This window comes from Vreelandella sp. GE22, assembly GCF_968212445.1.
Map to the genome: position 1 here is coordinate 3,386,354 of NZ_OZ309110.1, position 25,545 is coordinate 3,411,898.

Below are 25,545 nucleotides of genomic sequence, written 5' to 3' on the forward strand. Positions count from 1 at the left end.
TTGCGCTTGCTCATGCGCGGACACCCGCGCGGACGCTATGCCCGCGACTAGCCCATGAACTGGCCGCCGTTGATATCGATATTGGCGCCGGTGATAAAGCCCGACTGTTGGTCGGCCAGAAACGCGACCAGCCGGCCGATCTCTTCCGGCGTACCGTAGCGCTTCACGGGAATGGTTTCGCGAATCGCCTCGCGCACCTTCTCGGGGATATTCATGATCATATCGGTGGCAATGTAACCGGGGGAGACGGTATTGACCGTAATGCCTTTGGTGGCCGTTTCCTGTGCCAGCGACATGGTCAGACCGTGCATCCCCGCCTTGGCGGCGGCGTAGTTGACCTGGCCGAACTGGCCCTTGCGCCCGTTGATGGAGGAGATATTGATGATGCGCCCATACGCCTGCTCGAGCATGGGGTTGATGACACTGCGGCAGGTATTGAACACGCTATTGAGGTTGGTATCGATGACCTCGCTCCACTGCGCCTGGTCCATCTTCTTCAACGTACCGTCCCGGGTGATGCCGGCACAGTTAACCAACACGCTGATGGGGCCGTGGGTTTCGGTGATCTCCCGGGCGCCGTCCATACACGCCTGGTAGTCCGATAGATCGACACCGGAAAGCGCGATGTTGTCGAAACCGTCGGCTTTTTGACTCTCCAGCCACGTTTTGGCTTTTTCCGGATTACGATACCCGGCCACGACCTGGTACCCCGCCTCGGCCAGCGACCGGCAAATCGCCGTACCGATGCCACCCGTTCCGCCCGTCACCCAAGCAACCTGGGGTTGATTAGCCATTGACTACCTCCCTGATATGACAAATGGCCTGCACCAAACGTAAACGCCCGTAGCGCCGCAAGCCACTCTAAATTGGCGCATAAACGCGTCGGCTTATCGCGCACCGTGTTGTTATCTTCTTTTCCTCGACACCCGCGCTTTGCAAGGCGTCTTAAAAGCATAGCGTTACTACGCCAATGTTGCAGCACGATGAATCAAACGGGCTTCAACAGGAAAACTTTATATAAACCATTGACGCGGGCCCAAATATGCGTAGAATACGCCACACGTTGATGCGGGGTGGAGCAGTCTGGTAGCTCGTCGGGCTCATAACCCGAAGGTCATCGGTTCAAATCCGGTCCCCGCTACCATCTTCTACGAAAAAGCCGTTACCGAAAGGTAGCGGCTTTTTTGTGTCTAGGGAATGGCGATATGCTGGAAAAGCGCGTCGGGCTCAGCTCTTTATAAGCCCTGGAAGGTCATCAGCCCAAATCCAGCCCCCGCTACCATCTTCTACGAAAAAGCCGTTACCGAAAGGTAGCGGCTTTTTTGTGTCTGGAGAATGGCGATATGCGAGAAAAGCGCGTCGGGCCGGGGCCATAAAGCATCCTCTCAAGGTGCTATCTCAAGTGCTACCTCAAGCACTCCCCTTCGAAGCGCTGAAGAAGTGATACATCTCGGCCACCGTTTCCGGCGACACGTCTCGGGTGATGAACACGAATCGCGAAATCCGATCGCTCACGCTCGCTAGAGGGAGCTCCGCGGGCGGGTGGAAGATCTGCTGGACGCCGTGGATCGCCAGCGGCGCCTCGCGGTCGGTGAGGTGCACGACCGCCTTGATGCGCAGCATCCGTTCGCCCATTAGCGACATCAAAATATCCAGCCAGCTCTCCAGCGTGTCCGGGTGGATGCGCTCCTCCACGCTGAAGCAGAATGACTTGATCGAATCGTTATGGTGGGCGGTATCGGACAACGGCTGGCGGCTTAACGAAATAGCAGTGCCAGCGTGCCCCTCGGCGGGCTCGATCGTGTAACGCCCGGCCTTGAGCCACTGCTCGACCCGGTAGCCTTCTTTACCAGCGTAGAGCCCGGCGTCCACCAACAGGCTCGCCGAGAGCTTGCCGTCCACTACCTGCCACTGCTCGGCGGTCGGGTTGAGCCGCGCAAGCTGGTGGGCAAGCGTTGACACTACCGGCTCATCAGCCAAATCGGTTTTGGTGATCAAGAGCTTATCCGCCACGGCCACCTGCTGGGTCGACTCGTCATGCGCGGCCAGGGTCGCCGCACCATTCAACGCGTCCACGCAGCACACCACGCTGTCGAGCCGGAAGCGCTGCACCAGCCAAGTGTCGGTCATCAGCAGCTGCAAAATGGAGGTGGGCACCGCCAAGCCGGTGGTTTCGATCACCACGCGCAAGGGCGCAGGCTTGCCCTGGGCGTCGAGATCATCAAGCGCTTCGCGCAGCGTGCGACTCAAGTCACCGCGCAGCGTGCAGCACAGACAGCCGCTGCTCATCTCGACCACCGCCTGCTCGTCGCTTTGGGTGATGAGCTGATGGTCGAGGCCGATCTCGCCGAACTCGTTGATGACCACCAGCGTATTGGCCATGGAGGACTGGCGCACCCAGCGGTTGAGCAGCGTGGTCTTGCCGCTACCCAGAAAACCGGTGAGCACGTTGATGGGGATGGATGAAGGCGCGGTCATGGCGGCTACTCCCAACGCGTCTTGCGGTAGTGGTTTTCCTGTTGTTCCTGGCGCTCCTTGGCCTCGATACAGAGCCGGGCCGTGGGCCGGAACAGCAGCCGGGCAATGCCGATGGGTTCGCCGGTCTCCTCGCAATAGCCGTACTCGCCGCTTTCGATGCGCTTCAGAGCGGCGTCGATGTTGGTCACCAAACGGCTTTCACGGCCCGCCTGGCGAAGCGAAAGCTGTAGCTCCTCCTCGAAAGAGGCTTGGTCGGCCTCGTCGCTGTCGCGCTCGTGGGAGGCGATCGCCTCCTTCACGTCTTTCAATCGCTCCTCGATTTCGTGGCGTTCATCCAGCAGCCGCTGACGGAAAAACGCCCGCTGGCGATCGTTCATGTAGTCACTGTCCGGCATGGCCAGCAGGACTTCCTTGGAGATCGGCGCTTTCGCGCCGGGCTCTACCGTCTCGGAGACAGCACCGTCCTTGGCTTCAGGCGGCTTCTCTGCGGGTTCGCTCATGACGCTCCCTTTAAATTTAAAAATGACATTCCGAGCCTGAATCAGGCTGGGTCGATGGTCATCAAAAGACGCTTTTCCTGGCCATCGAGCGCCGGGCTTCGGTGCACCAGGGCGCGCTCTTCGCACCCGACCCAGCCGCTGCCCTTGACCAGTGCGATGTCGCCGCTCGAAAGCCGCTGGATAGCACCCGGGTCGGTGATAATGTCCGGGCGCTCCGGGCGCGGTGCCCCCAGGCCGGCTCGATTGATCGCGCGCTCCGGCAGCCATTCGCTGCTCGGCCCTACGTAGGTCGTCACCAGGCGCACGGGCAGGTTGTCGCAGTGAAAGCGCGGGCACATGGCGCTGGTCAAGAGACGCAGGCGAACGCCCACCGTCTCGGTCTCGAACAAAAAGGCGATGGCCGACGCCACGGTGGTGATGTCCTCGATCAGCGCCTCCCCCGCCTGCGGGGCGGGCAGGTGGCGGCAAAGGTCGGCGCTAAAGGCGTCATCGACCGCCCCCAGCCAGTTGAACTGCCAGGCGCGCTCGGTCTGGCACTGCGCCCTGGCGCTGAGGGTGATATCCGCTGGCAGCGCCCGCTGGAGAATGGCGATGTTGACCGCATCCTCGAAGATGCGCGGCAGCACGCTGATGTCGTCATTCGCCGCGGCGTGGGCGGGCATGGCTGCGTCAGAGGCGAGTCGTTGAGTCATGAGAATCTCCCGAGAGGGTGACAAAAGAGAGCGCGGTGTTAAAACCGCGCCTTCAAACGATGAGCGAGGCGCCAGCCCTGGCTTGCAAGCGTAGCCAGCACGAACAGCACCGCTGCGAGGGCGACCATCGTCGGGCCGGTGGGCGTGTCGGCCACGTAGGCCGCCTTGAGCCCGCCGGTCACCGCGATGAGCGCAGCGGCGATAGCGCCAGCCGCCATGGCCTCCGGCGTGCGGCAAAAGGGCCGCGCCGCCGCCGCCGGAATGATCAGAAGCGCCGTGATCAGCAAAACGCCTACCACCTTCAGCGCCACGGCCACCACCACGGCCAACGCCAGGGTCAGCACGAGCTGCTCGCGGCGCGGGTCGATGCCGCTTGCGTGGGCCAGCTCGTCGCTCAGGGTGGCCATCAAAAGCGAAGGCCAGCGCCAGAATAAAAGCGCCAGCACCAGCACGGCGCCACCGCCGATGAACCACAGGTCGGCCTTGCCCACGGCGAGAATGTCGCCGAACAGATAGGCGCTGAGATCGATGCGCACCCCGGAAAGAAACGATACGGCGACCAGACCAAGCGCCAGCGCCGAGTGAGCAGCGACCCCGAGCAGCGTGTCCATGGCGTAGCCCCGGCCGCTGAGCAGCGAGACACTGCCGGCCATGAGAAGGGCTACGACCAGCACCCCGGCAAAAATCGAGATATTCATCAAAAGCGCCAGCGCTACGCCGAGAATGGCGGCATGGGCGGTGGCATCGCCAAAATAAGCCATGCGCCGCCAGACCACGAAGCAGCCAAGCGGGGCGGCTGCCAAGGCCACCAGCGCACCGGCGAGCATCGCCCGCACCATGAAGTCATCCAGCATGGGCGGGCGCCTCGTGATGATGGCGGTAAAGCGCAAGCGTTCGGGCGGTCTCTTCGCCGAACAGCGCCTGGTAGTCCGGCGAGACCGCCACGCGCTCGGGCTTACCCTCGCAGCAGAGCGTGCGGTTCAAACACAGCACGTGGTCGGCGGTGCGCATCACGACGTTCAGGTCGTGGCTGACCATTAGCACGGCGCACCCGTAGCGCTCCCGCACGGTTTCGATACGCTGGTAGAACTCGGCCGTGCCACGTTGATCGAGCCCCTGGGTGGCTTCATCAAGAATCAGGATGTCGGGCTTGACCAGTAACGCCCGCGCCAGCAGCACGCGTTGCAGCTGGCCGCCGGAGAGCGCGCTCATCGACGCCTTCAATAAATGTCGAGCGCCAGCCTCTTCGAGCGCCTGGTCCACCTCGCCTGGATCATGGCGACGCGGCAGGTCGATGAAGCGCTTGACCGTCATGGGGAGCGTCGGGTCGAGGTGAAGCCGCTGCGGCACATAGCCGATGCGTTGGTTCGGGCGCACCTCTACCCGACCCGAGGCGGGCTTCACCGCTCCCACTAGCGCCTTGACCAGGGTCGACTTCCCGGAACCATTGGGGCCGATCAACGTGACCACCTGGTGTCGATAGAGCGCCAGATCGATATCCTGCAAGACGAGCTCCCCGCCGAACCGGACGTTCAGCCGGGAGACGGTCACGAGTGCGTCGCTCTGTACGTGTTGAGCTAATCCCATGGATAACCATCGCCTTATGTGTATTTGTTATGTTATAACATATAATACAGATATTGGCGACTGCCATCATCGATGAATGTCTCACCCATCACTTACGCGTCTCGCGTCAACGACGCGCGTTTACAGGCTTTCAGGAGCACAGCATGCAATCAGCGCGTCTATCATGGTCTCTTTTGGCGGCTTTCCCTCTCGCCGCCGCCGCGGATGTCCCAAGCGTAGCGGTGGACATCCCCCCGGTTCATTCGCTGGTCGCCACGGTCATGGGCGAGCACGGCGCGCCGGCGCTTTTCATCCAGCCCGGCGCCTCGCCCCACGGTTACTCCCTGCGCCCCTCGGAGGCGCAAACCCTGGACGACGCCGATCTGGTGATCTGGGTGAGCAGCGACCTGACGCCCTGGCTCACCACGCCGATCGAAAACCTTGCCGGCGAGGCTCATCACCTCGAGCTCTTGAACGCCCCCGGCACCAACACACTCGAGTACCGCGACGGCGCCACTTTTGCCCTCGACGACAGCGACGGGCACGATCACGCTCATGATCACCAGCACACGCATGACCACGATCATGAGCACGAGCACGAGCACGAGCACGCCCATGATCACGGACACGACCACAGCCATAGCCACGAAGGCACCAACCCCCACGCTTGGCTTTCGCCCGCCAACGCCCGTCAATGGCTGAGCGTGATCGCCGAGCAGCTTGGCGAGCTCGACCCGGACAACGCCGACGACTACCGGGCAAACGCCGAACGCGGCCGGGATACGCTCACCGAGCTGCAGAAAAGGCTGGAGGGGCGCCTGGCCGAGCACCATGACACCCGCTACATCGTCTTCCACGACGCCTATCAGTACTTCGAGGAGGCGTTTGACGTGCCCGCCGCCGGGGCGATTTCCCTCGGCGACGCCTCCTCGCCGAGCCCGGCGCGTATCGAAGCGCTACAGGCGCTGGTGCGCGATGAAAATATCCAGTGCGTGTTCAGCGAGCCCCAGTTCAATGCCCGGCTCGTCAACAACGTCTTTGGCGACACCTCGGCGTATATAGGCGTACTCGATCCGCTGGGGGTCGGCTTGCCGGTGGGCGAGGCGCTTTATACAGCGCTTTTGGAGCAAATAGCCGAGGAAATCACGCGTTGCAGCGCTTCGCTTTAAACACTCGACCTGCGTGCCGACTGCCCACTCGGCACGCGGGGGATGCACTTATGAAGAGGGCTATCTAAAGCGCTGCCGCCAAACACCAAGGCGGCAGAGAGTCGCCCCCCATCTACGCCCCGGCGCCCAAGTATGATAATTTTGATGATTCATCATACTCTTCAAGACTTCCGAGGTAGCCGTGCGCGCAGCTCTTGGTGCCCTGTTGGCACTCTCTTTAACCCTGGGGCTTACCGGTCAGGCTCAGGCGCAGACACGCCTCAGTTTCTCCTGGCCGAGCAACGTGGGCCCCTTGAACCCGCACGGCTACACGCCCAATCAGATGTTTGCTCAATCCATGGTGTACGAGCCGCTGGTAAAGTATCAATCGGATGGGTCGGTGGCACCCTGGTTGGCTCGCTCCTGGGAGGTCTCCAGGGACAAGCGCACCTACACCTTTCATCTGCGCAACGACGTCACGTTCTCCAATGGCGAGCCCTTCGACGCGGCGGCGGTGGTGGCCAATTTCGAGGCGGTGCTTGACCATCCAGCCCCCCACGCCTGGCTCGAGCTCGTCAATCAGATCGAGCACGTCCGCGCGCTTAGTGATGATACCGTCGAGCTGACCCTGGCCGAGCCCTACTACCCGGCCCTGCAGGATCTTACCCTGCCCCGCCCCTTTCGCTTCGTGGCACCGTCGCAGCTCGATGACAGCGCCGGTGGCGTCCTGGCACCGATCGGCACGGGCCCCTGGGTGCTCGACGAGACGCGCCTGGGCGAGTTTGACCGCTTTGCGCAAAACGAACACTACTGGGGCCAGACACCGGACTTCGATGAGATCGATGTCCGCGTGATTCCCGACCCCAACACCCGCGCCATCGCGCTGCAAACCGGCAGCATCGATTTGATCTACGGCGCCGAAGGGCCGGTTTCGCCGGATACCTTTCAGCGCCTGGCCGATAGCGGGCGCTACACCACCGCGCTTTCAGAGCCGGCCGAGACGCTGATGCTGGCGCTCAATAGCCAGCATGGCGCCACACGCGAGCGCGCCGTACGCCAGGCGATCAATCACGCGGTGGATAAAGCCGGCATTGTAGAGAGTGTGTTCTACAACACTCAGCATGCTGCGGATTCGCTATTTGCGCCAAGCGTGCCCTACGCCGATGTGGACCTGGCGCCTTACGAGTTTGATCGCGAACGCGCCGCCGAGCTGCTCGACGAAGCGGGCTGGACGATGGACCGCGGCGTTCGTACCAAAGAGGGCGAGCCGCTGCTCATCGATCTGGTCTTCGTGGGCAACGATGCCGTGGCGAAATCCATGGCGGAGATCATTCAGGCCGAGCTTGGTCAGGTGGGTATTCAGATCCGCCTGATCGGCGAGGAGGAGAGCAGCGTCTATGCCCGCCAGCGCGACGGCCGCTTTGGCATGATCTTCAACCGCACCTGGGGGGCGCCCTTCGACCCGCACGCCTTCATTAGCGCCATGCGCGTGCCCGCCCACGCCGACTACCAGGCACAGCTGGGCTTGCCGGACAAGGCGGAAATCGATGCGTTGATCAAAGAGATTCTGGTCTCGACGGATGAACAGAACCGCCAGGCGCTCTTCGAGACGCTGCTGACCCGCCTGCACGAGGCCGCCATTTATCTGCCGCTGACCTATAGCAACGTGCTCGCGGTGGCGGACCCGGCTATCGGGGCGATTCACTTCGGCGCCATGCCAGGCGAGATCCCCTTCGAGCGCTTTACCCCGGAGCACGCCGACTGATGGCGGGGTTCATTGCCAAACGCCTGCTGTTGCTGCCGCTATTGCTGCTGGCCGCCTCGAGCCTGATTTTTTTGCTGCTGCGCCTGGGGGCGTCGGACCCGGCGCTGGACTACCTGCGACTTTCCCAAGTGCCGCCGACCGCCGAGGCACTGGAACACGCCCGAGCGGCGCTGGGGCTCGACCAGCCTTTGATCAAGCAGTACCTGGACTGGCTTTCGAGCGCACTGCGCCTGGATTTTGGCGTCTCCTACGCGACCCAGCGGCCGGTGTGGCCGGATCTTCTTCATTTTCTGCCCGCCACGCTGCAGCTGGCGGGAGCGGCCTTCGTTCTGACACTCGTCGTCTCGATACCGCTGGGGCGCTGGGCGGCGCGCCACCATCACCGCGGGCCAGATGCGGCGGTGCGATTGATCGCCTTTTTCGGCGTTTCCATGCCCAACTTTTGGCTCGGCTTTCTGCTGGTGCTGCTGTTTTCGGTGACCCTTGGGTGGCTGCCGCCCATGGGTTACGGAAGCATCGCGCACCTCATCATGCCGGCGGTGGCGGTCTCGCTGATGTCGCTTTCGATCAACGCGCGAATGCTGCGCGCCAGCATGCTGGAGGTCGCCGGCCAGCGCCACGCGCGCTACGCCCGCCTGCGCGGTCTCGGTGAGCGCGATGTCGAACGCCGCCACGTCTTTCGAAACGCCCTTTTGCCTATTATTACCGCCTCCGGCATGCATATCGGCGAGTTGATCGGCGGTACGTTGATCATCGAAAGTATCTTCGGCTGGCCAGGCGTTGGCCGCTTCGCGGTGTCGGCGATCTTCAATCGCGACTACCCGGTCATCCAGTGCTTCACACTGCTTCTGGTGGCGATCTTCGTAGTGTGCAATTTGATCGTCGATATCGTTTACGCCTGGGCGGACCCGCGCATTCGCGTCTCCCACGAGGGGGTGCAATGAACACGCCCGCCACGACCGCGCCGCGCCGCCAGGGCGGGTGGCGCCAGGCGCGCCCGAGCACACGGGTCGCGTTTTTGCTGCTGGCGGCACTGGCCGGCGCTGCGCTATTCGGCGGCTGGCTTTCGCCCTACGACCCCAATGCGGTGGTGCTGGCCGAGCGTCTAACGCCGCCCGGCGCCGCACACTGGCTAGGCACGGACCACCTTGGGCGGGACATTCTCACCCGCCTGATGGCGGGCACGCAGGTCTCGCTGGGCGTGGTGGCCATCACGCTTTCGTTGATGTTGCTGCTGGGGATCGGGGTCGGCGGCAGTGCCGGTTTCATCGGCGGGCGCACCGACCAGGTGATCATGCGCCTGATCGACATTTTCCTGACGTTTCCCACCTTCGTGCTGTCGCTTTTCATGATCGCTGTGCTTGGCACCGGGCTTACCAACGTGGTGCTCGCCATCGCGCTTTCGCACTGGGCCTGGTACGCGCGCATCACCCGAGCCGTCGTGCTCTCCCTCAAACACCGCGATTTCATCAGCGCCGCCACCATGGCCGGCGCCAGCCGAACGCAGGTGTTCCTGCGCCACCTGCTGCCGGCCACGTTTTCGCAGCTGGCGGTACTGGCATCGCTGGATATCGGCCACATCATGCTGCACGTATCAAGCCTTTCGTTTCTGGGCCTGGGGGTGGCCGCCCCGACGCCGGAGTGGGGCGTGATGCTCTCGGATGCGCGCCAGTTCGTCTGGACCGAGCCGCTTTTGATGCTCTGGCCCGGGCTTGCGCTGTTTATCAGCGTGATGGCCTTCAATCTGCTTGGCGATGCCCTGCGCGACCGCCTCGACCCTCACCTCCACCGGGAGCAGCTATTGTGAGCGACCCACGGCCCCATCGCACCTTGAGCCTTTCGAACATGACAGTCGATGCCCCACAGGAGCGGCTGGTGGACGACGTTTCGCTGACGCTGAATCGCGGCGAGGTCGTCGCCCTGGTGGGTGCCAGCGGCTCGGGTAAATCGCTGACCTGCGCGGCGGCCCTCGACGCCCTGCCCGGCGGCGTGCAGAGAAGCGCCGGCCAGGTAACCCTGGACGGCGCGCCAATCGCGGCCTCGCTTTTGCGGGGCCGGGTGGTGGCGTCGATCATGCAGAACCCGCGCAGCGCCTTTAACCCGGTGCGCACGCTCAAGGACCACGCCGAGGAGAGCTTAAAAGCGCTGGGCGTGATCAAAAAGGAGCGCACCCCGCGTATTCATCAGGCGATGATCGACGCGGGGCTCGACGAGCCTCAACGCCTGCTCAAGCACTATCCCTTCGAGATGAGCGGCGGGATGCTTCAGCGGGCAATGATCGCGCTGGCGCTGGCAAGCCAGGCGCCGTTTCTCTTTGCCGACGAACCCACCACCGACCTTGATAGCGTTCACCAGCGCGCGATTCTCGACCTGCTGGCCAGGCTGCGCGAGCGTTTTGGGCTGGGTCTTTTGCTCGTGACCCACGACATGGGCGTGGTCGCGCGTCTGGCCGATCGCGTGCTGGTCATGGACCAAGGGCGGATCATCGAAAGCGCGACGGTGGCGGCGATATTCAGCCACCCAAGCCACGCCGTTACCCGGCGACTGGTCGAGGCGCACCTGTCGCTCTACCCGCATTCCGGGAGCGCACCATGAGCTTTTTGGCCACCCAGGATCTGGGCCACACCTATGGCCGTCGCGCACTTTTTGGCAAACGCCCGGCCCCGGTGCTCGAGGCGGTGTCGATGGCCATCGAACGGGGCGAAACGGTGGGCATGGTGGGCCGCAGCGGCTGCGGCAAGAGTACGCTAGCGCGGCTTTTGACCGGGTTAGAGACGCCTGCGCGCGGCGCCGTGACCTTTCAGGGGCAGCCGCTTTCGGCCATGACGCATGCCCAGCGGCTGGCGTTTCGCCGCCAGGTGCAGATGGTGTTTCAGGACCCGCAGGGGGCGGTGAGCCCGCGCCTTAGCGTTTTCGAGATCATAAGCGAGCCTCTCATCCACCTGACCGGGCTCACCCGCGCGCAGCGCGCCGCGCGGGTGGCAACGCTTCTGGACGCTACCGGCCTCGAGGCGCGCATGGCCACGCGCTACCCCTTTGAGCTCAGCGGCGGCCAGCTTCAACGGGTATGTATCGCCCGGGCACTGGCGCCCCGGCCGTCGCTGATCGTACTCGACGAAGCGGTGTCGAATCTGGATCTACACCTGCAAATTCAGATGCTGGAGCTCTTCAAGGCGTTAAGGCGCGACCAGGGCGTGGCGTTTTTGTTCGTGACCCACGACCTTCGCCTGGTCGAGCGTTTCTGCTCGCGGGTGCTGGTCATGGAGCGCGGTCGCGTGGTGGAAGAGAGCCCCGTCACGTCGCCGCTGGCGCTTGCCTCCCACGAGGGCCGGGCACTTTTGGACGCGGTGCTGCCCGCTTTTCCAGCCAAGGGGGCCCCGCCCGGGGAACGACTCGCGCCCGCGACTGTCCTTTAACGGCTATGCCCCATTTTTAAAGGAACTGATCGAATGAAAAAGACCGCTATTTTGCTGAGCCTGGCCGCCGCCCTGACCGCGCAGAGCGCGTTTGCGCAAAGTCAGGCGTGCTCCGCCGAGGCCCTGATGGCTGCCAACCAAAGCATGTACGATCAGTTCGAGGCCTATACGGCCAACCAGATGGACCAGGGCCGCAGCATGGAAGAAGTAACGGCGTCCATGGAGGAGATCACCGCGGCGGGTAATGCCGAAGAGGTCATCGAACGCCACCAGGGCGAGCTCGAGATGATGGAGCCGGGTTCTGATCATCAGCCCTCCCAAGCGCTTTGTGACGACATGTACACCATGCTCGACGACATGCAGGCCGAGCTCGACGCGCAACAGTAAGCGCCACCCTTCTTCCTTGCATGAAAGCGGTGCCGCCAAACGCGTCGGCACCGCTTGAATAACCCCGCCCCTGCCTGCATATCATGTGTCATGCTTGTCTTATCACTTTATCCAGCAGAGCACAGAATTCATCATGTCGATTATTGATCCCCGCACTGGCAACACGCTGTCCGCCGAGCCCACCGAAACCGCACAAACCGGTAGCCCCCAAGGTAACGTCTCGCGTGACGACGTCATCATCGAGCTAAGCGCTGCCAATATCCAAAAGGTGCTAGAAGCCTCCGCCCAGGTGCCGGTCGTGCTGGACTGCTACTCGCCGGACAACGAGCCGTGTCTGCAGCTCATGGCGGTGCTCGAAAAGCTCGCCCTCGAATACGGCGGCGCGTTTTTGCTGGCCAAGCTCGACGCCCAGGCCAACCCCGAGATCGCCGCACAGCTTGGCGTGCGCTCGGTGCCGGATGTCAAACTGATAAGCCAGGGCGGCCTGGTCGATAACTTCCAGGGAGCGCTACCCGAAACCGAGGTGCGCGAGTGGCTCGGGCGCTACATTCAGGCGCCGGAAAACGCCCCGGCAAGCCCGGAAGAGCAGGCCGAGGCGGCCCTGGCCGAAGGCGATACCGCCACCGCCCAGGAGATCTACCAGGGCCTGATGACCCAATACCCGGAGCACTACGCCTACCAGGTGGCATTTGCCCGCGTCATGGCCATCAAAGGCGAGCTCGATGAAGCGCGTAGCGTCATCGATAACCTGCCGCCGGAAGAGCGCGATGCTCCCCAGGCGCGCGGCGTACGCGCCAGCATCGAATTCAGCGAGCAGGCGCTCTCCCATGAGGAGATCGCCGCGCTAGGCGAGCGCGATGACAGTGAAGCACGCTACCAGCGCGCCCTGCGCCAAGTGGCCGACGGCGACTATGACGCGGGGCTCGAAGGCCTTCTGGCGCTGATGAAGAGCGACCGCGCGTTCAATGACGACGCCGCGCGCAAGACCCTTTTGCAGGTGTTCGATGCGCTAGGGGCCGACCACCCGCTGACCGTCGCCTACCGCCGCAAACTATTCGCCCTGCTCTACTGATCAGGGCGCGCCCAGCACCGCGTCCAGCCTTGATAACGCCGCCTCCAACTGCGAGGCGGTCGTGCCGAAATTAAGGCGCACGAAACCCGGGCAGCCAAACGCGGCCCCATCGGAAAGCGCCACCCCCGCGCGCTCCTTGAGCGTCTGATAGGGCGACTCCCCAAGCCCCGCCTGACGCATGTCGAGCCAGGCCAGGTAGGTCGCCTCCGGCGCGCTCATCTCGACACCTGGCCAGCGCGCCACGTACCCGGCCAGTGTTTCGCGGTGCCCTCGCAATACGTCGAGCAGCGCCTGGCGCCAGGGCTCGCCTTCTCGGTAGGCGGCTTGTGCCGCCACCAGCCCCAGCACGTTCACCTCGGGCAAAAACCCTTCGCACGCCTGGGCGAAGCGCTGGCGCACGTTGGTATCCGGTATCACCGCGCAGGCGCTGGAAAGCCCTGCCAGGTTGAAGGTTTTGGAGGGCGCCCAGAGCGTAATCGTACGCCTTGCAAGCGCGGGAAACAGCGCCGCAAGCGGCTGGTGCGTCGCGCCTTCGTCGAGCAGCAGATCGCAGTGCAGCTCATCAGAGACCACCCACAGATCATGGCGCTCGACCAGCTCGGCGAGCTTCTCGAGCTCCTCCTGGCGCCAGACGCGTCCGGTAGGGTTGTGCGGCTGGCACCAAAGCAGCAGGCGCGTTTGTGGGGTAATCGCCGCCTCCAGCGCGGCGATGTCGAGCTGCCAAGGCTCGCCGGGGCTTTCCGGTTCGGCGAGCATCGCCTGTTGAGCAAGGCGTCCGGTGCGCTCGGCCACGGCCAAAAACGGCGGGTAAATGGGGGCGACGGTGAGCACGCCCTCGCCGGGCTCGGTCAGCGCCAGGGTTGCAAAGTGCAGCGCGGGTACCACGCCTGGCAGCCAGTGTTGCCAGGCGGGCTCGATGGGCCAGCCATAGTGGGCCGCGCTCCACTGACAAAGCGTCTGTTTGAGGGTCTCGGGCACCTCGCCGTAGCCGTAAACGCCGTGCTCGACCCGCGCCTGGAGCGCCTCGATGACCGCGGGCGGCGAGTAAAAATCCATATCCGCGACCCAAAGCGGCAATATCTCACTACCGTAGCGGTGCCATTTTTGTGAAGAATAGTCGCCTTCGGGCTGGCGCCGCTCGACAGGCGTGGCAAAATCAAAGGCCATGAAACATCTCACTGATTGCTAAAGGGTATCGATGAGCATGCCGCAAAACGATTTTTATACCAAGGTGCGCGCCGGGCTTGCAGCGCTTTTGCGCCAGTGGCGCTCGCTTGGCCAAGCGGATGCCGATCAGTTGGCGCTCATTTTGGCCGAGACCGCGCGCGTCGCCAAGCTGGGCGCGCCAGAAACCACGCCCAGCGGCGACGAGCTTACGCAGTGGAGCGGTGACACCCAAGGGAATATGCCGCTTTGGGCACCGCGCACCGCGGTCTTTTTGCTCAACCAGATGCCCGCCCGCCCGGCGCCGCAAAGCGAAGAAGAAGCCTGCGCCTGGGCGTACTGTTGGCTCAAAAACCGCGCGTTCGATTCACGGGAGGCCGCCCAAGCCGCGCTGCCCGAGCACCTGCAGGCGCCGCTCAAGGACGCGCTCGAGGCGGCCTGGCGCGACCAGCAGGGCCTTCGGCTGGTCTAGCGCCGACGTACCGGCGACTTCGGTTTGAAGCCCGCGGGCTTGGTGGCAAGCCAGGCCACGAAAGCACGCGTATCAGGGTCCTCTGCCAGGGCCTGGACCGAGGGGAAGCGGTCGGCCAGCTCGCGCTCGCTATAAAGCCCATGAATATGCTTGTGGCAAGGGTGGCAAAGCCAGGCGATGGCGGTCAGGCGCACCTCGCGGCTGTAGCGCTTTTTATAGCGCGCCTTGTTGTGCAGGGTACGCGGAATGAGGTGGTGTTTGGTCAACGCCGCGGGGCGCTGGCAAAGCTCGCAGGCGTCCGGTTTGTCCGGCGGCGAAAGCGACTGGCCCGACCGAGAAGCAAAGTCCAAAAGACGCGGCCCTCCAGGCCAAGAATAAAAACCCATAATACGTATCGACTATAAGGATAATCGGCAATGCTGGAAGTTCCCTTAAGCTGGCAGCTCGCCAAAATAGTGGTATCGGTGGTCATGGTGCTGGGTCTTGGCGTGATCGCGGTGCGGGTCAGTCCCAAAGTGGCCGGGTTATTGGCGGGCTATCCGCTGGGCACCGCGCTGGCGCTTTTCTTTATCGGCCTGGAAATATCGCCGCTGTTCGCCGCGCAGAGCGCGGTCCATACCCTGGCAGGCTTCACCGCCACCATGGCACTGGGGGCGGGCTACTGGCTTTGTGGGCGAAAACCCGGGCTTACCGGTGTTCTCACGGGCACCGCCGGCGGGATCGCGGCCTGGTTTTTGGTCAGTCTGGTGCTGGCCCAGTTCGATTTTACGCGGCTGACCGGTACGCTCACGACGCTTTGTGCCATCGCCGTGTTCAGCACGCTTTTTCGGCGCATTCCCGAGCGCATGGCGACCGCGCGAGCGCCGTTTTCTTGGCGGGCCCTTTGCCTGCGTGCGCTGCTCGCCACGCTGATCATCTTTGTCATCACAAGCCTCGCTCACTGGGTGCCAACGGCCTGGGCGGGCACGCTGGCTGCCTTTCCCATCACGATGCTGCCCTTTTTGCTGATTCTGCACCTAAGCCAGGGCCCAGCGCCCACCGCGACGGTCATCAAACACTACCCGATGGGGCTGGGCTCGCTATTGTGCTACGCCCTGTGTGTCTCCTACACCTACGAACAGTGGGGGCTTTTGCCGGGTACCCTGGCAGGCTTCGCGCTCGCAACGCTCTGGCTCGTCGGCTGGATGCAGGGCCAGCGTTGGTGGGCCAATCGTCAAGTCGCGCCGGGTCAAACCAGTTGACCCGACGGGTATCAGGGCCGATTCTGAAGGCGTCACCCTTAACCCTCTACCCACAAGGCATCGCCCATGTTCACCCGCAGGATTGAACCCGCTTTTTATGATACCGACGCGTTGGGCCATATCAACAATACGCGCCTGCCCGCCTGGTTCGAGCTGGCGCGCAACGACCTTTTCAAGCTCTTCACGCCGGATCTGGACCCTAAAAAATGGCGGCTGATGATCGCGCGTATGGAGATCGACTACCGCGCTGAACTGTTTTACGGTCACGACATCGAACTGCGTACCTACTTGACGCGCCTGGGTAACAGCTCGTTCACGGTCACGCAGGAGGCGCACCAGCAGGGCACGCTGACCAATGTGGGCCACACCGTCATGCTGCAGTACGACCACCAGGCAAAACGCGCCGTTCCCATCGAAGGCGCGCTGCGCGAGGCGTTGACCGCGCATTTACAGGATGCGCCTGCCTAAGTACCGGCCCGCGCAAGGGGCCCCGAGGAGCACCGATGGCTATTCGCTATAACCTTTGGCTAGACCCGGACAACACGGCCCAGCACAAGGCGGTGGAAGCGGACCTGGAGCGCTACTTCATCGAGCGTTTTGCCGACTATCCGCATATCCGCTTGTTCGGCGCCGACCCCTACGATTATGATGCCCCGTTCAACCGCCTGTATGATGCGCTGATGGCGCGCGCCGCCGAATACTGCGAGCGCACCTGGTGCTACGTGGCCTCCCCGGAACAGCTCACCCGCTGCTTTTACCGCGCGGTGGGCCGCTCCAATAAATTTGTTCAAGACGAGCAACGTTAAGAGATTTTTCGATGGTAATTCGTACCGATCATGCCCCCGATGAGCGCCAACTGGCGATCATTACCCAGCAGCTTGGCCGGGCGCCCCGCGGTATCGAAGCCGTTGCCGCCACCGACCAAAACGGCACGCCCCTGGCGCTGCGTATGGCGCCGATCGTCGATGGCAAACCCTTCCCCACGCTTTACTGGCTTTGCTCCGATGTACTCAAGATCGAGATCTCCCGGGTCGAGGCGGTGGGCGTCATCAAGTCATTGGAACAACGCCTTCAGGACGAGCCCGATTTTCTCGAACACTATCAGCAAAGCCATCGTGACTACGTGGCCGCGCGCTGGTCCTTCATGAGCGATGCCCAGCGCGAGGAGGTCGCGCGCCTGGGCTACACCGAGGTGTTCACCGAGCGCGGTATCGGCGGTATCAGCAACTGGCAGCAGATACGCTGCCTGCATACCCAGTATGCCCACCACCTGGGCGGCCATAACGTGATCGGGGCGTGGATGGACGAGCACTACCAGATCGATCGGTTCGTGCCCTGAGCACGACGCGAAATCTTCACACCCTCGCTTTAAGGAAGAATCGGTATGTCGCGTATCTGCGTTTATCTTGGCTCCCGCGCGGGGAGTCGCCCGGCCTTCATGGAAGCGGCCCGTACGCTGGGCGACACTCTGGCCAAACGTGGTCATACGCTGGTTTACGGCGGCGCAAGTGTCGGGCTGATGGGTGAGCTTGCCAATGCGGCGCTGAACGCCGGCGGCGAGGTCATCGGCGTGATGCCGACGCATCTGGTCGAGCGTGAGCAGGCACATTTTGGCCTGACCGAGCTGATCCGCGTGGCCAACATGCACGAGCGCAAGGCCACCATGGCGGCCCATGCCGACGCTTTCGTGGCACTGCCCGGCGGTATCGGCACGTTCGAGGAGCTTTTCGAGGTCTGGACCTGGGGCTATTTAGGGCTTCACGAAAAGCCGTTGGCGCTTCTGGATACCGAGGGCTTCTACGCGCCGCTATTAGCTTTTTTGGACAACACCGTAGAGCAGGGCTTTTTGTCTTCGCCCACCCGCAGCATGCTGATGGATGCCGACACTCCCGAAGCACTGATTCATATGCTGGAAAGTCAGCTCGGCTAATCTCGCAAACTCGATGCATGCAAAGCGCGCGACGACGATTAACGGGGCCGGGTAATCACGTCCTGAATGTCGGCGCGCGTACGTTGGTAGGTGAGCTGCAGCAAGCGAGCGTCGTCGCCGGCACGGTGGCGCTGGATCGAGCCATCGCTGATGATCGCTTCCTTGGTTTGACTCCAAAGCGCCTGCTGCGGCTCGGTCATCAGAATACGCAGCGCCTCGAGGCGAAAGTGAGGCAGCATACCGGCGTGATAAAACAGCAGCGAAAGCCAGGTGTTGTCATAGCCCCAGCTGTCACTGTAGGCCTTGCCCAGCTCGCGCAGCTCGTCGTTGAGCCAGTGGGCAATTTGACGTACCGGATAGCCTTCCTGAAACAGACGCTCGCGGGAGATCCCGTGAAGAAGCTCCGCCTTGGGGTCCCAGTGCGTCCACTCCTCCAACGGCTGTACCAGGAACGCACAGCAGCTCCCATCGGCGCGGGCCAGGCCGATCTCGATGGGGTAGCTGCCGCGGCCAAACCCCGAGGCCTCGATATCCAGAATAGTGGGGAGTGCCTCTGTCTCGGGGGGTGTCATACGCCCACCGTCACGCTGCGACTACCTGGGAGGGGCTAGCCACGCTTTGCCAGTAGGCCGACCGTTCGCCGTCCACGTCCAGGCCCAGCTCACCTAATTGATAGGCGCGCGAAAGGCGCTCGGCAGCCAGTTTATGGCCCGCCTGGGCCGCCCGGGCGTACCAGGTGACAGCGTAATCTTCGCGGCACGGGTACTGCACGCAGCCGTGCTCGTGGATACGCGCGGCCTGATATTGGGACTGAACGTCACCGGCCTGAGCGGCTTCCAGCACGTAGCGCGCGCCGCGTGCCTTGTCCTGAGGCGAGAGGCTGCGTTGAAACAGCATCTGACCGTAGGTAGAAAGCGCATCCGGGTGCCCCGCCTCGGCGCAGCGCTTGTACAAGCGCATGGTCAGGCGCTGCGTACGGCGCGAGTGAGGCAGTAGCCAACGGGAACGAAATAGCTGTTCGGCCAAACGAAACTCGAGCCGAATAAACAAAGATGATGCCTGCGGCATGGCAAACCACCCTGCCTATCTGTTGAGAGCTTAAGCTAGCCAATCACTTCAAGCGGCTAACCCTACGGTAACCGGCGTTTGGCCGGTGAATGGGCTGGCAAGCATACGCCTGCCTTTGCCCCGACTCAACCCCCTTCATTTGCTGCTTTATCCAAGCATCGCTAACATGCCCTTACGCCGCTGCGTTGCACCCTCTAAAAGTGGTGTAATGCGGCCTTACGCCACTCAGGAGGTATTCATGCAGACCCGCCCACTTGGTAGAACCGGCCTGGACGTCAGCCGTTTGTGTCTAGGTACGATGACCTATGGCGAACAAAACAGCGAAGCCGAAGCTCACGAACAGCTCGACCGCGCCGTGGCGTTTGGTATCAACTTCATCGACACCGCCGAGATGTACCCGGTTCCGCCCAAGGCCGAAACCCAGGGCCTTACCGAACGCTATGTCGGCAGCTGGCTCAAGGCGCGCGGCGCCCGCGACGATGTCGTGTTGGCCACCAAGATCGTCGGCCCGGGCGTCGAGCATATTCGCGGGGGCTCACGCATGAACCGCGCGCATATCCACCAGGCGGTCGACGCAAGCCTTGAGCGCTTGCAAACCGACTACGTGGACCTTTACCAGCTTCACTGGCCAGAGCGCAAAACCAACTTCTTCGGCCAGCTGGGCTATACCGTCGCCGACGATAACGACGCCACGCAGCTCAAAGAAACGCTCGAGGCGCTCAAGGAGCTGGTGGATGCGGGCAAGGTGCGCGCGATCGGCCTTTCCAACGATACGCCCTGGGGTGTGATGCGCATGCTACAGCTGGCCGAGGAGTTCGATCTGCCCCGCGTTGCCAGCGTGCAAAACCCCTATAACCTGCTCAACCGCTCGTTCGAAGTCGGCCTTGCCGAGATCGCCCACCGGGAGGACGTCGGCCTGCTGGCGTACTCGCCGCTGGCCTTTGGCGTACTCTCGGGTAAATACCTGGACGGTGCCCGTCCGGCCAAGGGCCGCTTGACGCTTTACGAGCGCTTCAAGCGCTACACCTCGCCCCAGGCGGAGGAAGCCACTCAGGCCTACGTCTCTCTTGCCCAAAAGCACGGCCTGGACCCGGCGCAGATGGCACTGGCCTTTATTAACTCGCGGCCCTTTTTGACCAGCAATATCATCGGTGCGACCACCATGGAGCAGCTCGAAGCCAACCTGGCAAGCGAGTCGTTGAAGCTCGATGACGAGGTACTTGAAGGTATCGACGAGATTCATCGGCGCATCTCCAACCCGAGCCCCTAAGCGCTTTCAAAAGCGACCTGACGGTGGCTTTTACTATCGGCTCCATAGCCCCGGCCAAGGCCGGGGCCTGGTATCATGGTGTCCATTTCGACACCGCTCGTAGCCCATTTTGAAGCTGCGCTTAAGGAGCAAGCGATGCTAAGCGTCATTTCGCCAGCCAAGACGCTGGACTTTGAAACACCTTCGACGACCCAACACGTTACCCAACCGGATTTGCTCGAGCATAGCCAGCCGCTGATCGACATCCTGCGCGGCTACTCGCCTCAACAGATCAGCGAGTTGATGGGGGTCAGCGATAAGCTCGCCGGGCTCAACGCCGCGCGCTTTAAAGAGTGGCAGCCGCCGTTTAGCCTGGACAACGCCAAGCCCGCCGCTCAGGCGTTTCAGGGCGATGTTTATACCGGCCTCGAGGCGCATACTTTTAGCGAAGCCGACAACCGCTTCGCCCAAACGCATCTGCGTATTCTCTCCGGTCTTTACGGCTTGCTGCGCCCGTTGGATTTGATTCAGGCCTACCGGCTGGAGATGGGCACGAAGCTCCCTAACGAGGCGGGCAAGGACCTTTACGCTTACTGGCGGCCTACGCTAACCCGGGCGCTCGATCAGGTGATCGGTGAAAGCGGCTCGAAATATCTGGTGAATCTTGCCTCCAACGAGTACTTCAAGGCGGTGGATACCCAAAAGCTCGACGCCGAAATCATCACGCCCGTGTTCAAGGATGAGAAGAACGGTCACTACAAAATCATCAGCTTTTACGCCAAAAAGGCCCGCGGGCTAATGAGCGCCTGGATCATTCGCGAGCAGATCAACGCGCCCGAAGCGCTCAAGGCGTTCGATGTGGCGGGTTATGGTTTCGACAAGGCGGCGTCCGAGGGTAACACCCTGGTGTTTACTCGCCGCGAGGCGGATCGCTAAGAAAGCTCAGCGTACGCCCGACGCGAGGTTTCAGAAATGCCCGGTGTACGCGCTTAAAAAGCGCGCTGTCGCAACGGTGAAGCCATTCGTAGGCGACCATGTCCGCGGTCACCGTTATCGCACCGTGTTGGCCGGCGCGCTTGCGGGCAAGCCCGGTTTCGACCGGGCGCCGGCTTAGCGTGGCGTCCACCAGCCAGTAAACCTCGTAACCGGCCTCCAATAACCCCAGCGCACTCTGCAGCACACAGATATGCGCCTCGGTGCCACACAATACGACCTGACGCCGCCCCAGGGCGTTAAGCGCCTCCATGAACTCGGGCTCTTCGGCGATGCTGAAGTGCTGCTTCTCCCATACACAGTGATCCGTTAGCGCATCGCTCAACGCCGGTGCCGTAGGCCCCAGCTTTACCGGGTTTTGCTCGGTCAGCCACACCGGCACGCCAACCTCTTGCGCGACGCCAGCAAGCCACGCGGCCTCTGCCAGGCCCTGCTCGAAGTGCTCGATCACGGGCTTCAGCCCCGTTTGAAAATCCACGCATAGCATTAGCGTATTGTCGGCTCGTAAACGCACGTCGCCTCCTGGTCGTTGCCCTATGCGCCACGCTTTTTTCGCGCACGTCGTCTTTGCAGTCTAGCCCAGCAGGCGCGGCGGGACCGCAACGTAAAACAGCCGCTTATAAGCGGCTGTTTCAAAACGTTCAATGTCACGCAAAAGCGTTAGTTGGACGCATCGTCGGCGGAATCTTCGATACTTTCGCCCATCTCCTCGATGCTTTCACCGGCGCTTTCCATGCTGTCGTCAATGCTCTCCCCCGCCTCTTCCGCCGGGCCCTGATCGTCACACGCGGCCAAGCCGCCCAGCATCAGGCCCATTAACAGGGCCAACGTAAGTTTTTTCAGTAGCGGCGCTTTCATACGAACCTCTCTATTTGAACGATGCCAGACTGTATCTACCCCCCGATTTTAAGGAGCTGTCGAATTAAATGCCATTGCAGGGCGATCAAAATTTTAACTTTTAGCAAAAAGGGGCGAGACCGCCATCGCCCAATCAAATCGGGCTCCTACAAGGGCGCGGTGGCACCGAGGCCTTGTTGTGCCACTGTTTTTGTAGGAGCAGGCTTCAGCCAGCGATGCGGCGCACCGCGCCGCTTGGGTGGATGGTCGGCACGGTGCCGGATTCAACCCCGGGCGGCTGGGCGCCGCCATCGCCCGATGAATCGGGCTCCTACAGGAGTCGGAGGCACCGTGGCGGGCCCTGTTCGGGCCGTCCGGCCTTTTCCTGCACGCATAAAAAAAGCCCCGAACACAGTGTGCTCGGGGCTTTTTCGAAGAGGTGCCTGACGATAACCTACTCTCGCATGGGGAGACCCCACACTACCATCGGCGCGTTGCGGTTTCACTTCCGAGTTCGGCAAGGGATCGGGTGGTTCACGCAAGCCATGGTCGTCAGGCGTAACTTTCAATGTATATCGGCTGACGTTTTGTGATCGTTTCAATGTATCCGGTGCTCTTTCGAGCGTCGTTGTCACTACAGGACCAGACCCCTTGGGTGTTATAGGGTCAAGCCTCACGGGCCATTAGTACACGTTAGCTCAACGCCTTGCAGCGCGTCCACACCGTGCCTATCAACCAGCTGGTCTCGCTGGGCCCTTCAGGAGGCTCAAGGCCTCGGGGATGTCTCATCTTGAAGGGGGCTTCCCGCTTAGATGCTTTCAGCGGTTATCCCGTCCGCACATAGCTACCCGGCAATGCCACTGGCGTGACAACCGGAACACCAGAGGTGCGTCCACTCCGGTCCTCTCGTACTAGGAGCAGCCCTTCTCAAACATCCAACGCCCACGGCAGATAGGGACCGAACTGTCTCACGACGTTCTAAACCCAGCTCGCGTACCACTTTAAATGGCGAACAGCCATACCCTTGGGACCGACTTCAGCCCCAGGATGTGATGAGCCGACATCGAGGTGCCAAACACCGCCGTCGATGTGAACTCTTGGGCGGTATCAGCCTGTTATCCCCGGAGTACCTTTTATCCGTTGAGCGATGGCCCTTCCATACAGAACCACCGGATCACTAGAACCTGCTTTCGCACCTGCTCGACGTGTCTGTCTCGCAGTCAAGCACCCTTATGCTCTTGCACTCATTGCACGATGTCCGACCGTGCTGAGGGTACCTTCGTGCTCCTCCGTTACTCTTTGGGAGGAGACCGCCCCAGTCAAACTACCCACCACACACTGTCCTCGATCCGGATAACGGACCCGAGTGAGAACACCAATGATGCCAGGCTGGTATTTCAAGGTTGGCTCCCTCCGAACTGGCGTCCGGAGTTCAAAGCCTCCCAGCTATCCTACACAGGCAACATCAGTATCCAGTGTGAAGCTATAGTAAAGGTTCACGGGGTCTTTCCGTCTAGCCGCGGGTACACCGCATCTTCACGGCGATTTCAATTTCACTGAGTCTCGGGTGGAGACAGCGTGGCCATCATTACGCCATTCGTGCAGGTCGGAACTTACCCGACAAGGAATTTCGCTACCTTAGGACCGTTATAGTTACGGCCGCCGTTTACCGGGGCTTCGATCAAGAGCTTCGCCCAGAGGGCTAACACCATCACTTAACCTTCCGGCACCGGGCAGGCGTCACACCCTATACGTCCGCTTGCGCGTTAGCAGAGTGCTGTGTTTTTACTAAACAGTTGCAGCCACCTGGTATCTTCGACCGGTTCGGGCTGAAGGAGCAAGTCCTCTCACCCTAATCCGGCGTGCCTTCTCCCGAAGTTACGGCACCATTTTGCCTAGTTCCTTCACCCGAGTTCTCTCAAGCGCCTTGGGATTCTCACCCTGACCACCTGTGTCGGTTTGGGGTACGGTCGCATGTCATCTGAAGCTTAGAGGCTTTTCCTGGAAGCGTGGCATCAGTGACTTCCGGATCGTAATCCGTTCGTCTCGCGTCTCGGCTTTAAAGGGTCCCGGATTTACCTGAGACCCAGGCCTACTCGCTTTCACCAGGACAACCAACGCCTGGCTCACCTAGCCTTCTTCGTCCCCCCATCGCAATGACATCCGGTACGGGAATATTGACCCGTTTCCCATCGACTACGCCTTTCGGCCTCGCCTTAGGGGCCGACTCACTCTGCTCTGATTAGCATCGAACAGAAAACCTTGGTCTTCCGGCGGGGGAGTTTTTCACTCCCCTTATCGTTACTCATGTCAGCATTCGCACTCGTGATACCTCCAGCAGACCTCTCGATCCACCTTCATCGGCTTACACGACGCTCCTCTACCGCTCATCCCTAAGGATGAACCCGTAGCTTCGGTACCTGGTTTGAGCCCCGTTACATCTTCCGCGCAGGCCGACTCGACTAGTGAGCTATTACGCTTTCTTTAAAGGATGGCTGCTTCTAAGCCAACCTCCTAGCTGTCTGAGCCTTCCCACATCGTTTCCCACTTAACCAGGATTTGGGGACCTTAGCTGACGGTCCGGGTTGTTGCCCTTTTCACGACGGACGTTAGCACCCGCCGTGTGTCTCCCACGCTGCACTCACCGGTATTCGGAGTTTGCCTCGGGTTGGTAAGCCGGGATGGCCCCCTAGCCGAAACAGTGCTCTACCCCCGGTGGTGATACGTGAGGCGCTACCTAAATAGCTTTCGAGGAGAACCAGCTATCTCCGGGCTTGATTAGCCTTTCACTCCGATCCACAAGTCATCCAAATCTTTTTCAACAGATCCTGGTTCGGGCCTCCAGTTGATGTTACTCAACCTTCACCCTGCTCATGGATAGATCGCCCGGTTTCGGGTCTATATCCAGCGACTGGTCGCCCAGTTAAGACTCGCTTTCGCTACGCCTCCCCTATCGGTTAAGCTCGCCACTGAATATAAGTCGCTGACCCATTATACAAAAGGTACGCAGTCACCCAACAAGTGGGCTCCTACTGCTTGTACGCACACGGTTTCAGGATCTATTTCACTCCCCTCGCCGGGGTTCTTTTCGCCTTTCCCTCACGGTACTGGTTCACTATCGGTCAGTCAGGAGTATTTAGCCTTGGAGGATGGTCCCCCCGTCTTCAATCAGGGTTTCTCGTGCCCCGACCTACTCGATTTCACATGATCAGACTTTCGACTACGGGGCTATCACCCGCTACGGCCGGACTTCCCAATCCGTTCGTCTAGCCATTCACATGCTTAAGGGCTGGTCCCCGTTCGCTCGCCGCTACTGGGGGAATCTCGGTTGATTTCTTTTCCTCGGGGTACTTAGATGTTTCAGTTCCCCCGGTTCGCCTCGTATCCCTATGTATTCAGGATACGATACTGACCTTGTGGTCAGTGGGTTTCCCCATTCAGAGATGTCCGGGTCGCAGGTTGTTTGCCACCTCACCGAACCTTATCGCAGGCTACAACGTCTTTCATCGCCTCTGACTGCCTAGGCATCCACCGTGTGCGCTTCATTGCTTGACCCTATAACCCGAA

The 25,545-nt window shown here is 61.7% G+C and carries 28 protein-coding genes, 1 tRNA gene and 2 rRNA genes; 17 read left to right on the forward strand and 14 right to left on the reverse strand.

Annotation, left to right across the window (positions count from 1 at the left end):
* Positions 1 to 47 precede the first annotated feature (47 nt).
* Positions 48 to 794: an acetoacetyl-CoA reductase gene (gene phbB, locus ACWHRL_RS15900; RefSeq protein WP_447894423.1), complete on the reverse strand. Its 747-nt coding sequence runs from the start codon at positions 792 to 794 to the stop codon at positions 48 to 50.
* A gap of 273 nt (positions 795 to 1,067) precedes the next feature.
* Here phbB and ACWHRL_RS15905 point away from each other — a divergent pair.
* A tRNA-Met gene (locus ACWHRL_RS15905) sits at positions 1,068 to 1,144 on the forward strand.
* A 266-nt stretch (positions 1,145 to 1,410) separates the two neighbouring features.
* Here the strand turns inward: ACWHRL_RS15905 and ACWHRL_RS15910 are convergent.
* The 5 genes from ACWHRL_RS15910 to ACWHRL_RS15930 are packed head-to-tail and all read right to left on the reverse strand — an operon-like array spanning position 1,411 to position 5,257.
* A complete protein-coding gene (locus ACWHRL_RS15910) occupies positions 1,411 to 2,478 on the reverse strand; it encodes a CobW family GTP-binding protein (protein WP_447894424.1) in 1,068 nt (355 codons plus the stop codon).
* A 5-nt stretch (positions 2,479 to 2,483) separates the two neighbouring features.
* A complete protein-coding gene (gene dksA / locus ACWHRL_RS15915) occupies positions 2,484 to 2,978 on the reverse strand; it encodes an RNA polymerase-binding protein DksA (protein ID WP_447894425.1) in 495 nt (164 codons plus the stop codon).
* A gap of 41 nt (positions 2,979 to 3,019) precedes the next feature.
* Positions 3,020 to 3,670 (reverse strand): DUF1826 domain-containing protein, encoded by a 651-nt coding sequence (locus ACWHRL_RS15920; protein ID WP_447894426.1) that lies wholly within the window; start codon positions 3,668 to 3,670, stop codon positions 3,020 to 3,022.
* Positions 3,671 to 3,708: 38 nt separating this feature from the next.
* Entirely contained in the window at positions 3,709 to 4,524 is an 816-nt protein-coding gene (locus ACWHRL_RS15925; protein ID WP_447894427.1) for a metal ABC transporter permease, read from the reverse strand.
* On the reverse strand, positions 4,514 to 5,257 hold the full coding sequence (locus ACWHRL_RS15930) for a metal ABC transporter ATP-binding protein (protein WP_447894428.1): 744 nt from the start codon (positions 5,255 to 5,257) through the stop codon (positions 4,514 to 4,516). Before ACWHRL_RS15930 ends, ACWHRL_RS15925 begins: the two co-directional genes overlap by 11 nt.
* 143 nt (positions 5,258 to 5,400) lie before the next feature.
* Between ACWHRL_RS15930 and ACWHRL_RS15935 the strand changes: the two genes are divergently transcribed.
* The 8 genes from ACWHRL_RS15935 to ACWHRL_RS15970 all read left to right on the forward strand — a co-directional run bounded on the left by ACWHRL_RS15935 (position 5,401) and on the right by ACWHRL_RS15970 (position 13,024).
* Positions 5,401 to 6,405: a zinc ABC transporter substrate-binding protein gene (locus ACWHRL_RS15935; RefSeq protein ID WP_447894429.1), complete on the forward strand. Its 1,005-nt coding sequence runs from the start codon at positions 5,401 to 5,403 to the stop codon at positions 6,403 to 6,405.
* A gap of 205 nt (positions 6,406 to 6,610) precedes the next feature.
* A complete protein-coding gene (nikA, locus tag ACWHRL_RS15940) occupies positions 6,611 to 8,149 on the forward strand; it encodes a nickel ABC transporter substrate-binding protein (RefSeq protein ID WP_447894430.1) in 1,539 nt (512 codons plus the stop codon).
* The gene (gene nikB / locus ACWHRL_RS15945; protein WP_447894431.1) at positions 8,149 to 9,093 is read left to right on the forward strand and encodes a nickel ABC transporter permease subunit NikB; all 945 of its coding nucleotides are present in this window, start codon (positions 8,149 to 8,151) and stop codon (positions 9,091 to 9,093) included. Before nikA ends, nikB begins: the two co-directional genes overlap by 1 nt.
* Positions 9,090 to 9,956, forward strand: a complete 867-nt coding sequence (nikC, locus tag ACWHRL_RS15950; protein ID WP_447894432.1) for a nickel ABC transporter permease subunit NikC — start codon at positions 9,090 to 9,092, stop codon at positions 9,954 to 9,956. Before nikB ends, nikC begins: the two co-directional genes overlap by 4 nt.
* A complete protein-coding gene (locus ACWHRL_RS15955) occupies positions 9,953 to 10,744 on the forward strand; it encodes an ATP-binding cassette domain-containing protein (protein ID WP_447894433.1) in 792 nt (263 codons plus the stop codon). Before nikC ends, ACWHRL_RS15955 begins: the two co-directional genes overlap by 4 nt.
* The gene (nikE, locus tag ACWHRL_RS15960; protein WP_447894434.1) at positions 10,741 to 11,565 is read left to right on the forward strand and encodes a nickel import ATP-binding protein NikE; all 825 of its coding nucleotides are present in this window, start codon (positions 10,741 to 10,743) and stop codon (positions 11,563 to 11,565) included. The genes ACWHRL_RS15955 and nikE overlap by 4 nt, the downstream gene beginning before the upstream one ends.
* Positions 11,566 to 11,598: 33 nt before the next feature.
* Complete coding sequence (locus ACWHRL_RS15965; protein ID WP_447530042.1) at positions 11,599 to 11,952, forward strand: hypothetical protein; 354 nt, start codon at positions 11,599 to 11,601, stop codon at positions 11,950 to 11,952.
* Between the two features lie 133 nt (positions 11,953 to 12,085).
* Positions 12,086 to 13,024, forward strand: coding sequence for a co-chaperone YbbN (locus ACWHRL_RS15970; protein WP_447894435.1), 939 nt, complete (start codon positions 12,086 to 12,088; stop codon positions 13,022 to 13,024).
* Here ACWHRL_RS15970 and ACWHRL_RS15975 read toward each other — a convergent pair whose 3' ends face one another.
* A complete protein-coding gene (locus ACWHRL_RS15975; RefSeq protein ID WP_447894436.1) occupies positions 13,025 to 14,191 on the reverse strand; it encodes a MalY/PatB family protein in 1,167 nt (388 codons plus the stop codon).
* 37 nt (positions 14,192 to 14,228) lie between these two features.
* Between ACWHRL_RS15975 and ACWHRL_RS15980 the strand changes: the two genes are divergently transcribed.
* The gene (locus ACWHRL_RS15980; protein WP_447896188.1) at positions 14,229 to 14,660 is read left to right on the forward strand and encodes a hypothetical protein; all 432 of its coding nucleotides are present in this window, start codon (positions 14,229 to 14,231) and stop codon (positions 14,658 to 14,660) included.
* Here ACWHRL_RS15980 and ACWHRL_RS15985 read toward each other — a convergent pair.
* The gene (locus ACWHRL_RS15985) at positions 14,657 to 15,010 is read right to left on the reverse strand and encodes a hypothetical protein (protein WP_447894437.1); all 354 of its coding nucleotides are present in this window, start codon (positions 15,008 to 15,010) and stop codon (positions 14,657 to 14,659) included. The two genes, ACWHRL_RS15980 and ACWHRL_RS15985, sit on opposite strands and share 4 nt — an antisense overlap.
* 66 nt (positions 15,011 to 15,076) lie before the next feature.
* On the opposite strand from ACWHRL_RS15985, the gene ACWHRL_RS15990 reads away from it, so the two are divergent.
* The 5 genes from ACWHRL_RS15990 to ACWHRL_RS16010 all read left to right on the forward strand — a co-directional run bounded on the left by ACWHRL_RS15990 (position 15,077) and on the right by ACWHRL_RS16010 (position 17,831).
* On the forward strand, positions 15,077 to 15,901 hold the full coding sequence (locus ACWHRL_RS15990; protein ID WP_447894438.1) for a hypothetical protein: 825 nt from the start codon (positions 15,077 to 15,079) through the stop codon (positions 15,899 to 15,901).
* A gap of 66 nt (positions 15,902 to 15,967) precedes the next feature.
* On the forward strand, positions 15,968 to 16,369 hold the full coding sequence (locus ACWHRL_RS15995; protein ID WP_447894439.1) for an acyl-CoA thioesterase: 402 nt from the start codon (positions 15,968 to 15,970) through the stop codon (positions 16,367 to 16,369).
* Positions 16,370 to 16,404: 35 nt separating this feature from the next.
* Entirely contained in the window at positions 16,405 to 16,707 is a 303-nt protein-coding gene (locus ACWHRL_RS16000; RefSeq protein WP_447894440.1) for a hypothetical protein, read from the forward strand.
* 11 nt (positions 16,708 to 16,718) lie between these two features.
* Complete coding sequence (locus ACWHRL_RS16005) at positions 16,719 to 17,240, forward strand: DUF501 domain-containing protein (protein ID WP_447530049.1); 522 nt, start codon at positions 16,719 to 16,721, stop codon at positions 17,238 to 17,240.
* A gap of 45 nt (positions 17,241 to 17,285) precedes the next feature.
* Positions 17,286 to 17,831 carry an LOG family protein gene (locus tag ACWHRL_RS16010; protein ID WP_447894441.1) on the forward strand — a complete coding sequence of 182 codons (546 nt, stop codon included), beginning with the start codon at positions 17,286 to 17,288 and terminating at the stop codon, positions 17,829 to 17,831.
* Between the two features lie 38 nt (positions 17,832 to 17,869).
* Here the strand turns inward: ACWHRL_RS16010 and ACWHRL_RS16015 are convergent, their stop codons facing one another.
* Together ACWHRL_RS16015 and ACWHRL_RS16020 are read right to left on the reverse strand one after the other, a co-directional pair.
* The gene (locus ACWHRL_RS16015; protein WP_447894442.1) at positions 17,870 to 18,403 is read right to left on the reverse strand and encodes a hypothetical protein; all 534 of its coding nucleotides are present in this window, start codon (positions 18,401 to 18,403) and stop codon (positions 17,870 to 17,872) included.
* Positions 18,404 to 18,413: 10 nt separating this feature from the next.
* Entirely contained in the window at positions 18,414 to 18,899 is a 486-nt protein-coding gene (locus tag ACWHRL_RS16020; RefSeq protein ID WP_447530052.1) for a tetratricopeptide repeat protein, read from the reverse strand.
* A 238-nt stretch (positions 18,900 to 19,137) separates the two neighbouring features.
* Between ACWHRL_RS16020 and ACWHRL_RS16025 the strand changes: the two genes are divergently transcribed.
* Entirely contained in the window at positions 19,138 to 20,169 is a 1,032-nt protein-coding gene (locus tag ACWHRL_RS16025; RefSeq protein WP_447894443.1) for an NADP(H)-dependent aldo-keto reductase, read from the forward strand.
* A gap of 135 nt (positions 20,170 to 20,304) precedes the next feature.
* On the forward strand, positions 20,305 to 21,084 hold the full coding sequence (gene yaaA, locus ACWHRL_RS16030; protein WP_447894444.1) for a peroxide stress protein YaaA: 780 nt from the start codon (positions 20,305 to 20,307) through the stop codon (positions 21,082 to 21,084).
* On the opposite strand, the gene ACWHRL_RS16035 is transcribed toward yaaA, so the two are convergent.
* From ACWHRL_RS16035 to ACWHRL_RS16050, 4 genes are all read right to left on the reverse strand, one after another.
* Positions 21,059 to 21,655, reverse strand: coding sequence for an isochorismatase family protein (locus ACWHRL_RS16035; RefSeq protein WP_447894445.1), 597 nt, complete (start codon positions 21,653 to 21,655; stop codon positions 21,059 to 21,061). The genes yaaA and ACWHRL_RS16035 overlap by 26 nt on opposite strands.
* A gap of 146 nt (positions 21,656 to 21,801) precedes the next feature.
* Positions 21,802 to 21,999: a hypothetical protein gene (locus ACWHRL_RS16040; protein ID WP_447894446.1), complete on the reverse strand. Its 198-nt coding sequence runs from the start codon at positions 21,997 to 21,999 to the stop codon at positions 21,802 to 21,804.
* Between the two features lie 420 nt (positions 22,000 to 22,419).
* Positions 22,420 to 22,535 (reverse strand): 5S ribosomal RNA (gene rrf, locus ACWHRL_RS16045).
* A gap of 105 nt (positions 22,536 to 22,640) precedes the next feature.
* Positions 22,641 to 25,533, reverse strand: a 23S ribosomal RNA gene (locus tag ACWHRL_RS16050).
* Positions 25,534 to 25,545: the final 12 nt, after the last annotated feature.

Bases quoted from the DNA above. Each gene is read 5' to 3' on its own strand.
- phbB (WP_447894423.1), bottom strand. From the start codon at position 794: ATGGCTAATCAACCCCAGGTTGCTTGGGTGACGGGCGGAACGGGTGGC.
- ACWHRL_RS15910 (WP_447894424.1), bottom strand. From the start codon at position 2,478: ATGACCGCGCCTTCATCCATCCCCATCAACGTGCTCACCGGTTTTCTG.
- dksA (WP_447894425.1), bottom strand. From the start codon at position 2,978: ATGAGCGAACCCGCAGAGAAGCCGCCTGAAGCCAAGGACGGTGCTGTC.
- ACWHRL_RS15920 (WP_447894426.1), bottom strand. From the start codon at position 3,670: ATGACTCAACGACTCGCCTCTGACGCAGCCATGCCCGCCCACGCCGCG.
- ACWHRL_RS15925 (WP_447894427.1), bottom strand. From the start codon at position 4,524: ATGCTGGATGACTTCATGGTGCGGGCGATGCTCGCCGGTGCGCTGGTG.
- ACWHRL_RS15930 (WP_447894428.1), bottom strand. From the start codon at position 5,257: ATGGGATTAGCTCAACACGTACAGAGCGACGCACTCGTGACCGTCTCC.
- ACWHRL_RS15935 (WP_447894429.1), top strand. From the start codon at position 5,401: ATGCAATCAGCGCGTCTATCATGGTCTCTTTTGGCGGCTTTCCCTCTC.
- nikB (WP_447894431.1), top strand. From the start codon at position 8,149: ATGGCGGGGTTCATTGCCAAACGCCTGCTGTTGCTGCCGCTATTGCTG.
- nikC (WP_447894432.1), top strand. From the start codon at position 9,090: ATGAACACGCCCGCCACGACCGCGCCGCGCCGCCAGGGCGGGTGGCGC.
- nikE (WP_447894434.1), top strand. From the start codon at position 10,741: ATGAGCTTTTTGGCCACCCAGGATCTGGGCCACACCTATGGCCGTCGC.
- ACWHRL_RS15965 (WP_447530042.1), top strand. From the start codon at position 11,599: ATGAAAAAGACCGCTATTTTGCTGAGCCTGGCCGCCGCCCTGACCGCG.
- ACWHRL_RS15970 (WP_447894435.1), top strand. From the start codon at position 12,086: ATGTCGATTATTGATCCCCGCACTGGCAACACGCTGTCCGCCGAGCCC.
- ACWHRL_RS15975 (WP_447894436.1), bottom strand. From the start codon at position 14,191: ATGGCCTTTGATTTTGCCACGCCTGTCGAGCGGCGCCAGCCCGAAGGC.
- ACWHRL_RS15980 (WP_447896188.1), top strand. From the start codon at position 14,229: ATGCCGCAAAACGATTTTTATACCAAGGTGCGCGCCGGGCTTGCAGCG.
- ACWHRL_RS15990 (WP_447894438.1), top strand. From the start codon at position 15,077: ATGCTGGAAGTTCCCTTAAGCTGGCAGCTCGCCAAAATAGTGGTATCG.
- ACWHRL_RS15995 (WP_447894439.1), top strand. From the start codon at position 15,968: ATGTTCACCCGCAGGATTGAACCCGCTTTTTATGATACCGACGCGTTG.
- ACWHRL_RS16000 (WP_447894440.1), top strand. From the start codon at position 16,405: ATGGCTATTCGCTATAACCTTTGGCTAGACCCGGACAACACGGCCCAG.
- ACWHRL_RS16005 (WP_447530049.1), top strand. From the start codon at position 16,719: ATGGTAATTCGTACCGATCATGCCCCCGATGAGCGCCAACTGGCGATC.
- ACWHRL_RS16010 (WP_447894441.1), top strand. From the start codon at position 17,286: ATGTCGCGTATCTGCGTTTATCTTGGCTCCCGCGCGGGGAGTCGCCCG.
- ACWHRL_RS16015 (WP_447894442.1), bottom strand. From the start codon at position 18,403: ATGACACCCCCCGAGACAGAGGCACTCCCCACTATTCTGGATATCGAG.
- ACWHRL_RS16020 (WP_447530052.1), bottom strand. From the start codon at position 18,899: ATGCCGCAGGCATCATCTTTGTTTATTCGGCTCGAGTTTCGTTTGGCC.
- ACWHRL_RS16025 (WP_447894443.1), top strand. From the start codon at position 19,138: ATGCAGACCCGCCCACTTGGTAGAACCGGCCTGGACGTCAGCCGTTTG.
- yaaA (WP_447894444.1), top strand. From the start codon at position 20,305: ATGCTAAGCGTCATTTCGCCAGCCAAGACGCTGGACTTTGAAACACCT.
- ACWHRL_RS16040 (WP_447894446.1), bottom strand. From the start codon at position 21,999: ATGAAAGCGCCGCTACTGAAAAAACTTACGTTGGCCCTGTTAATGGGC.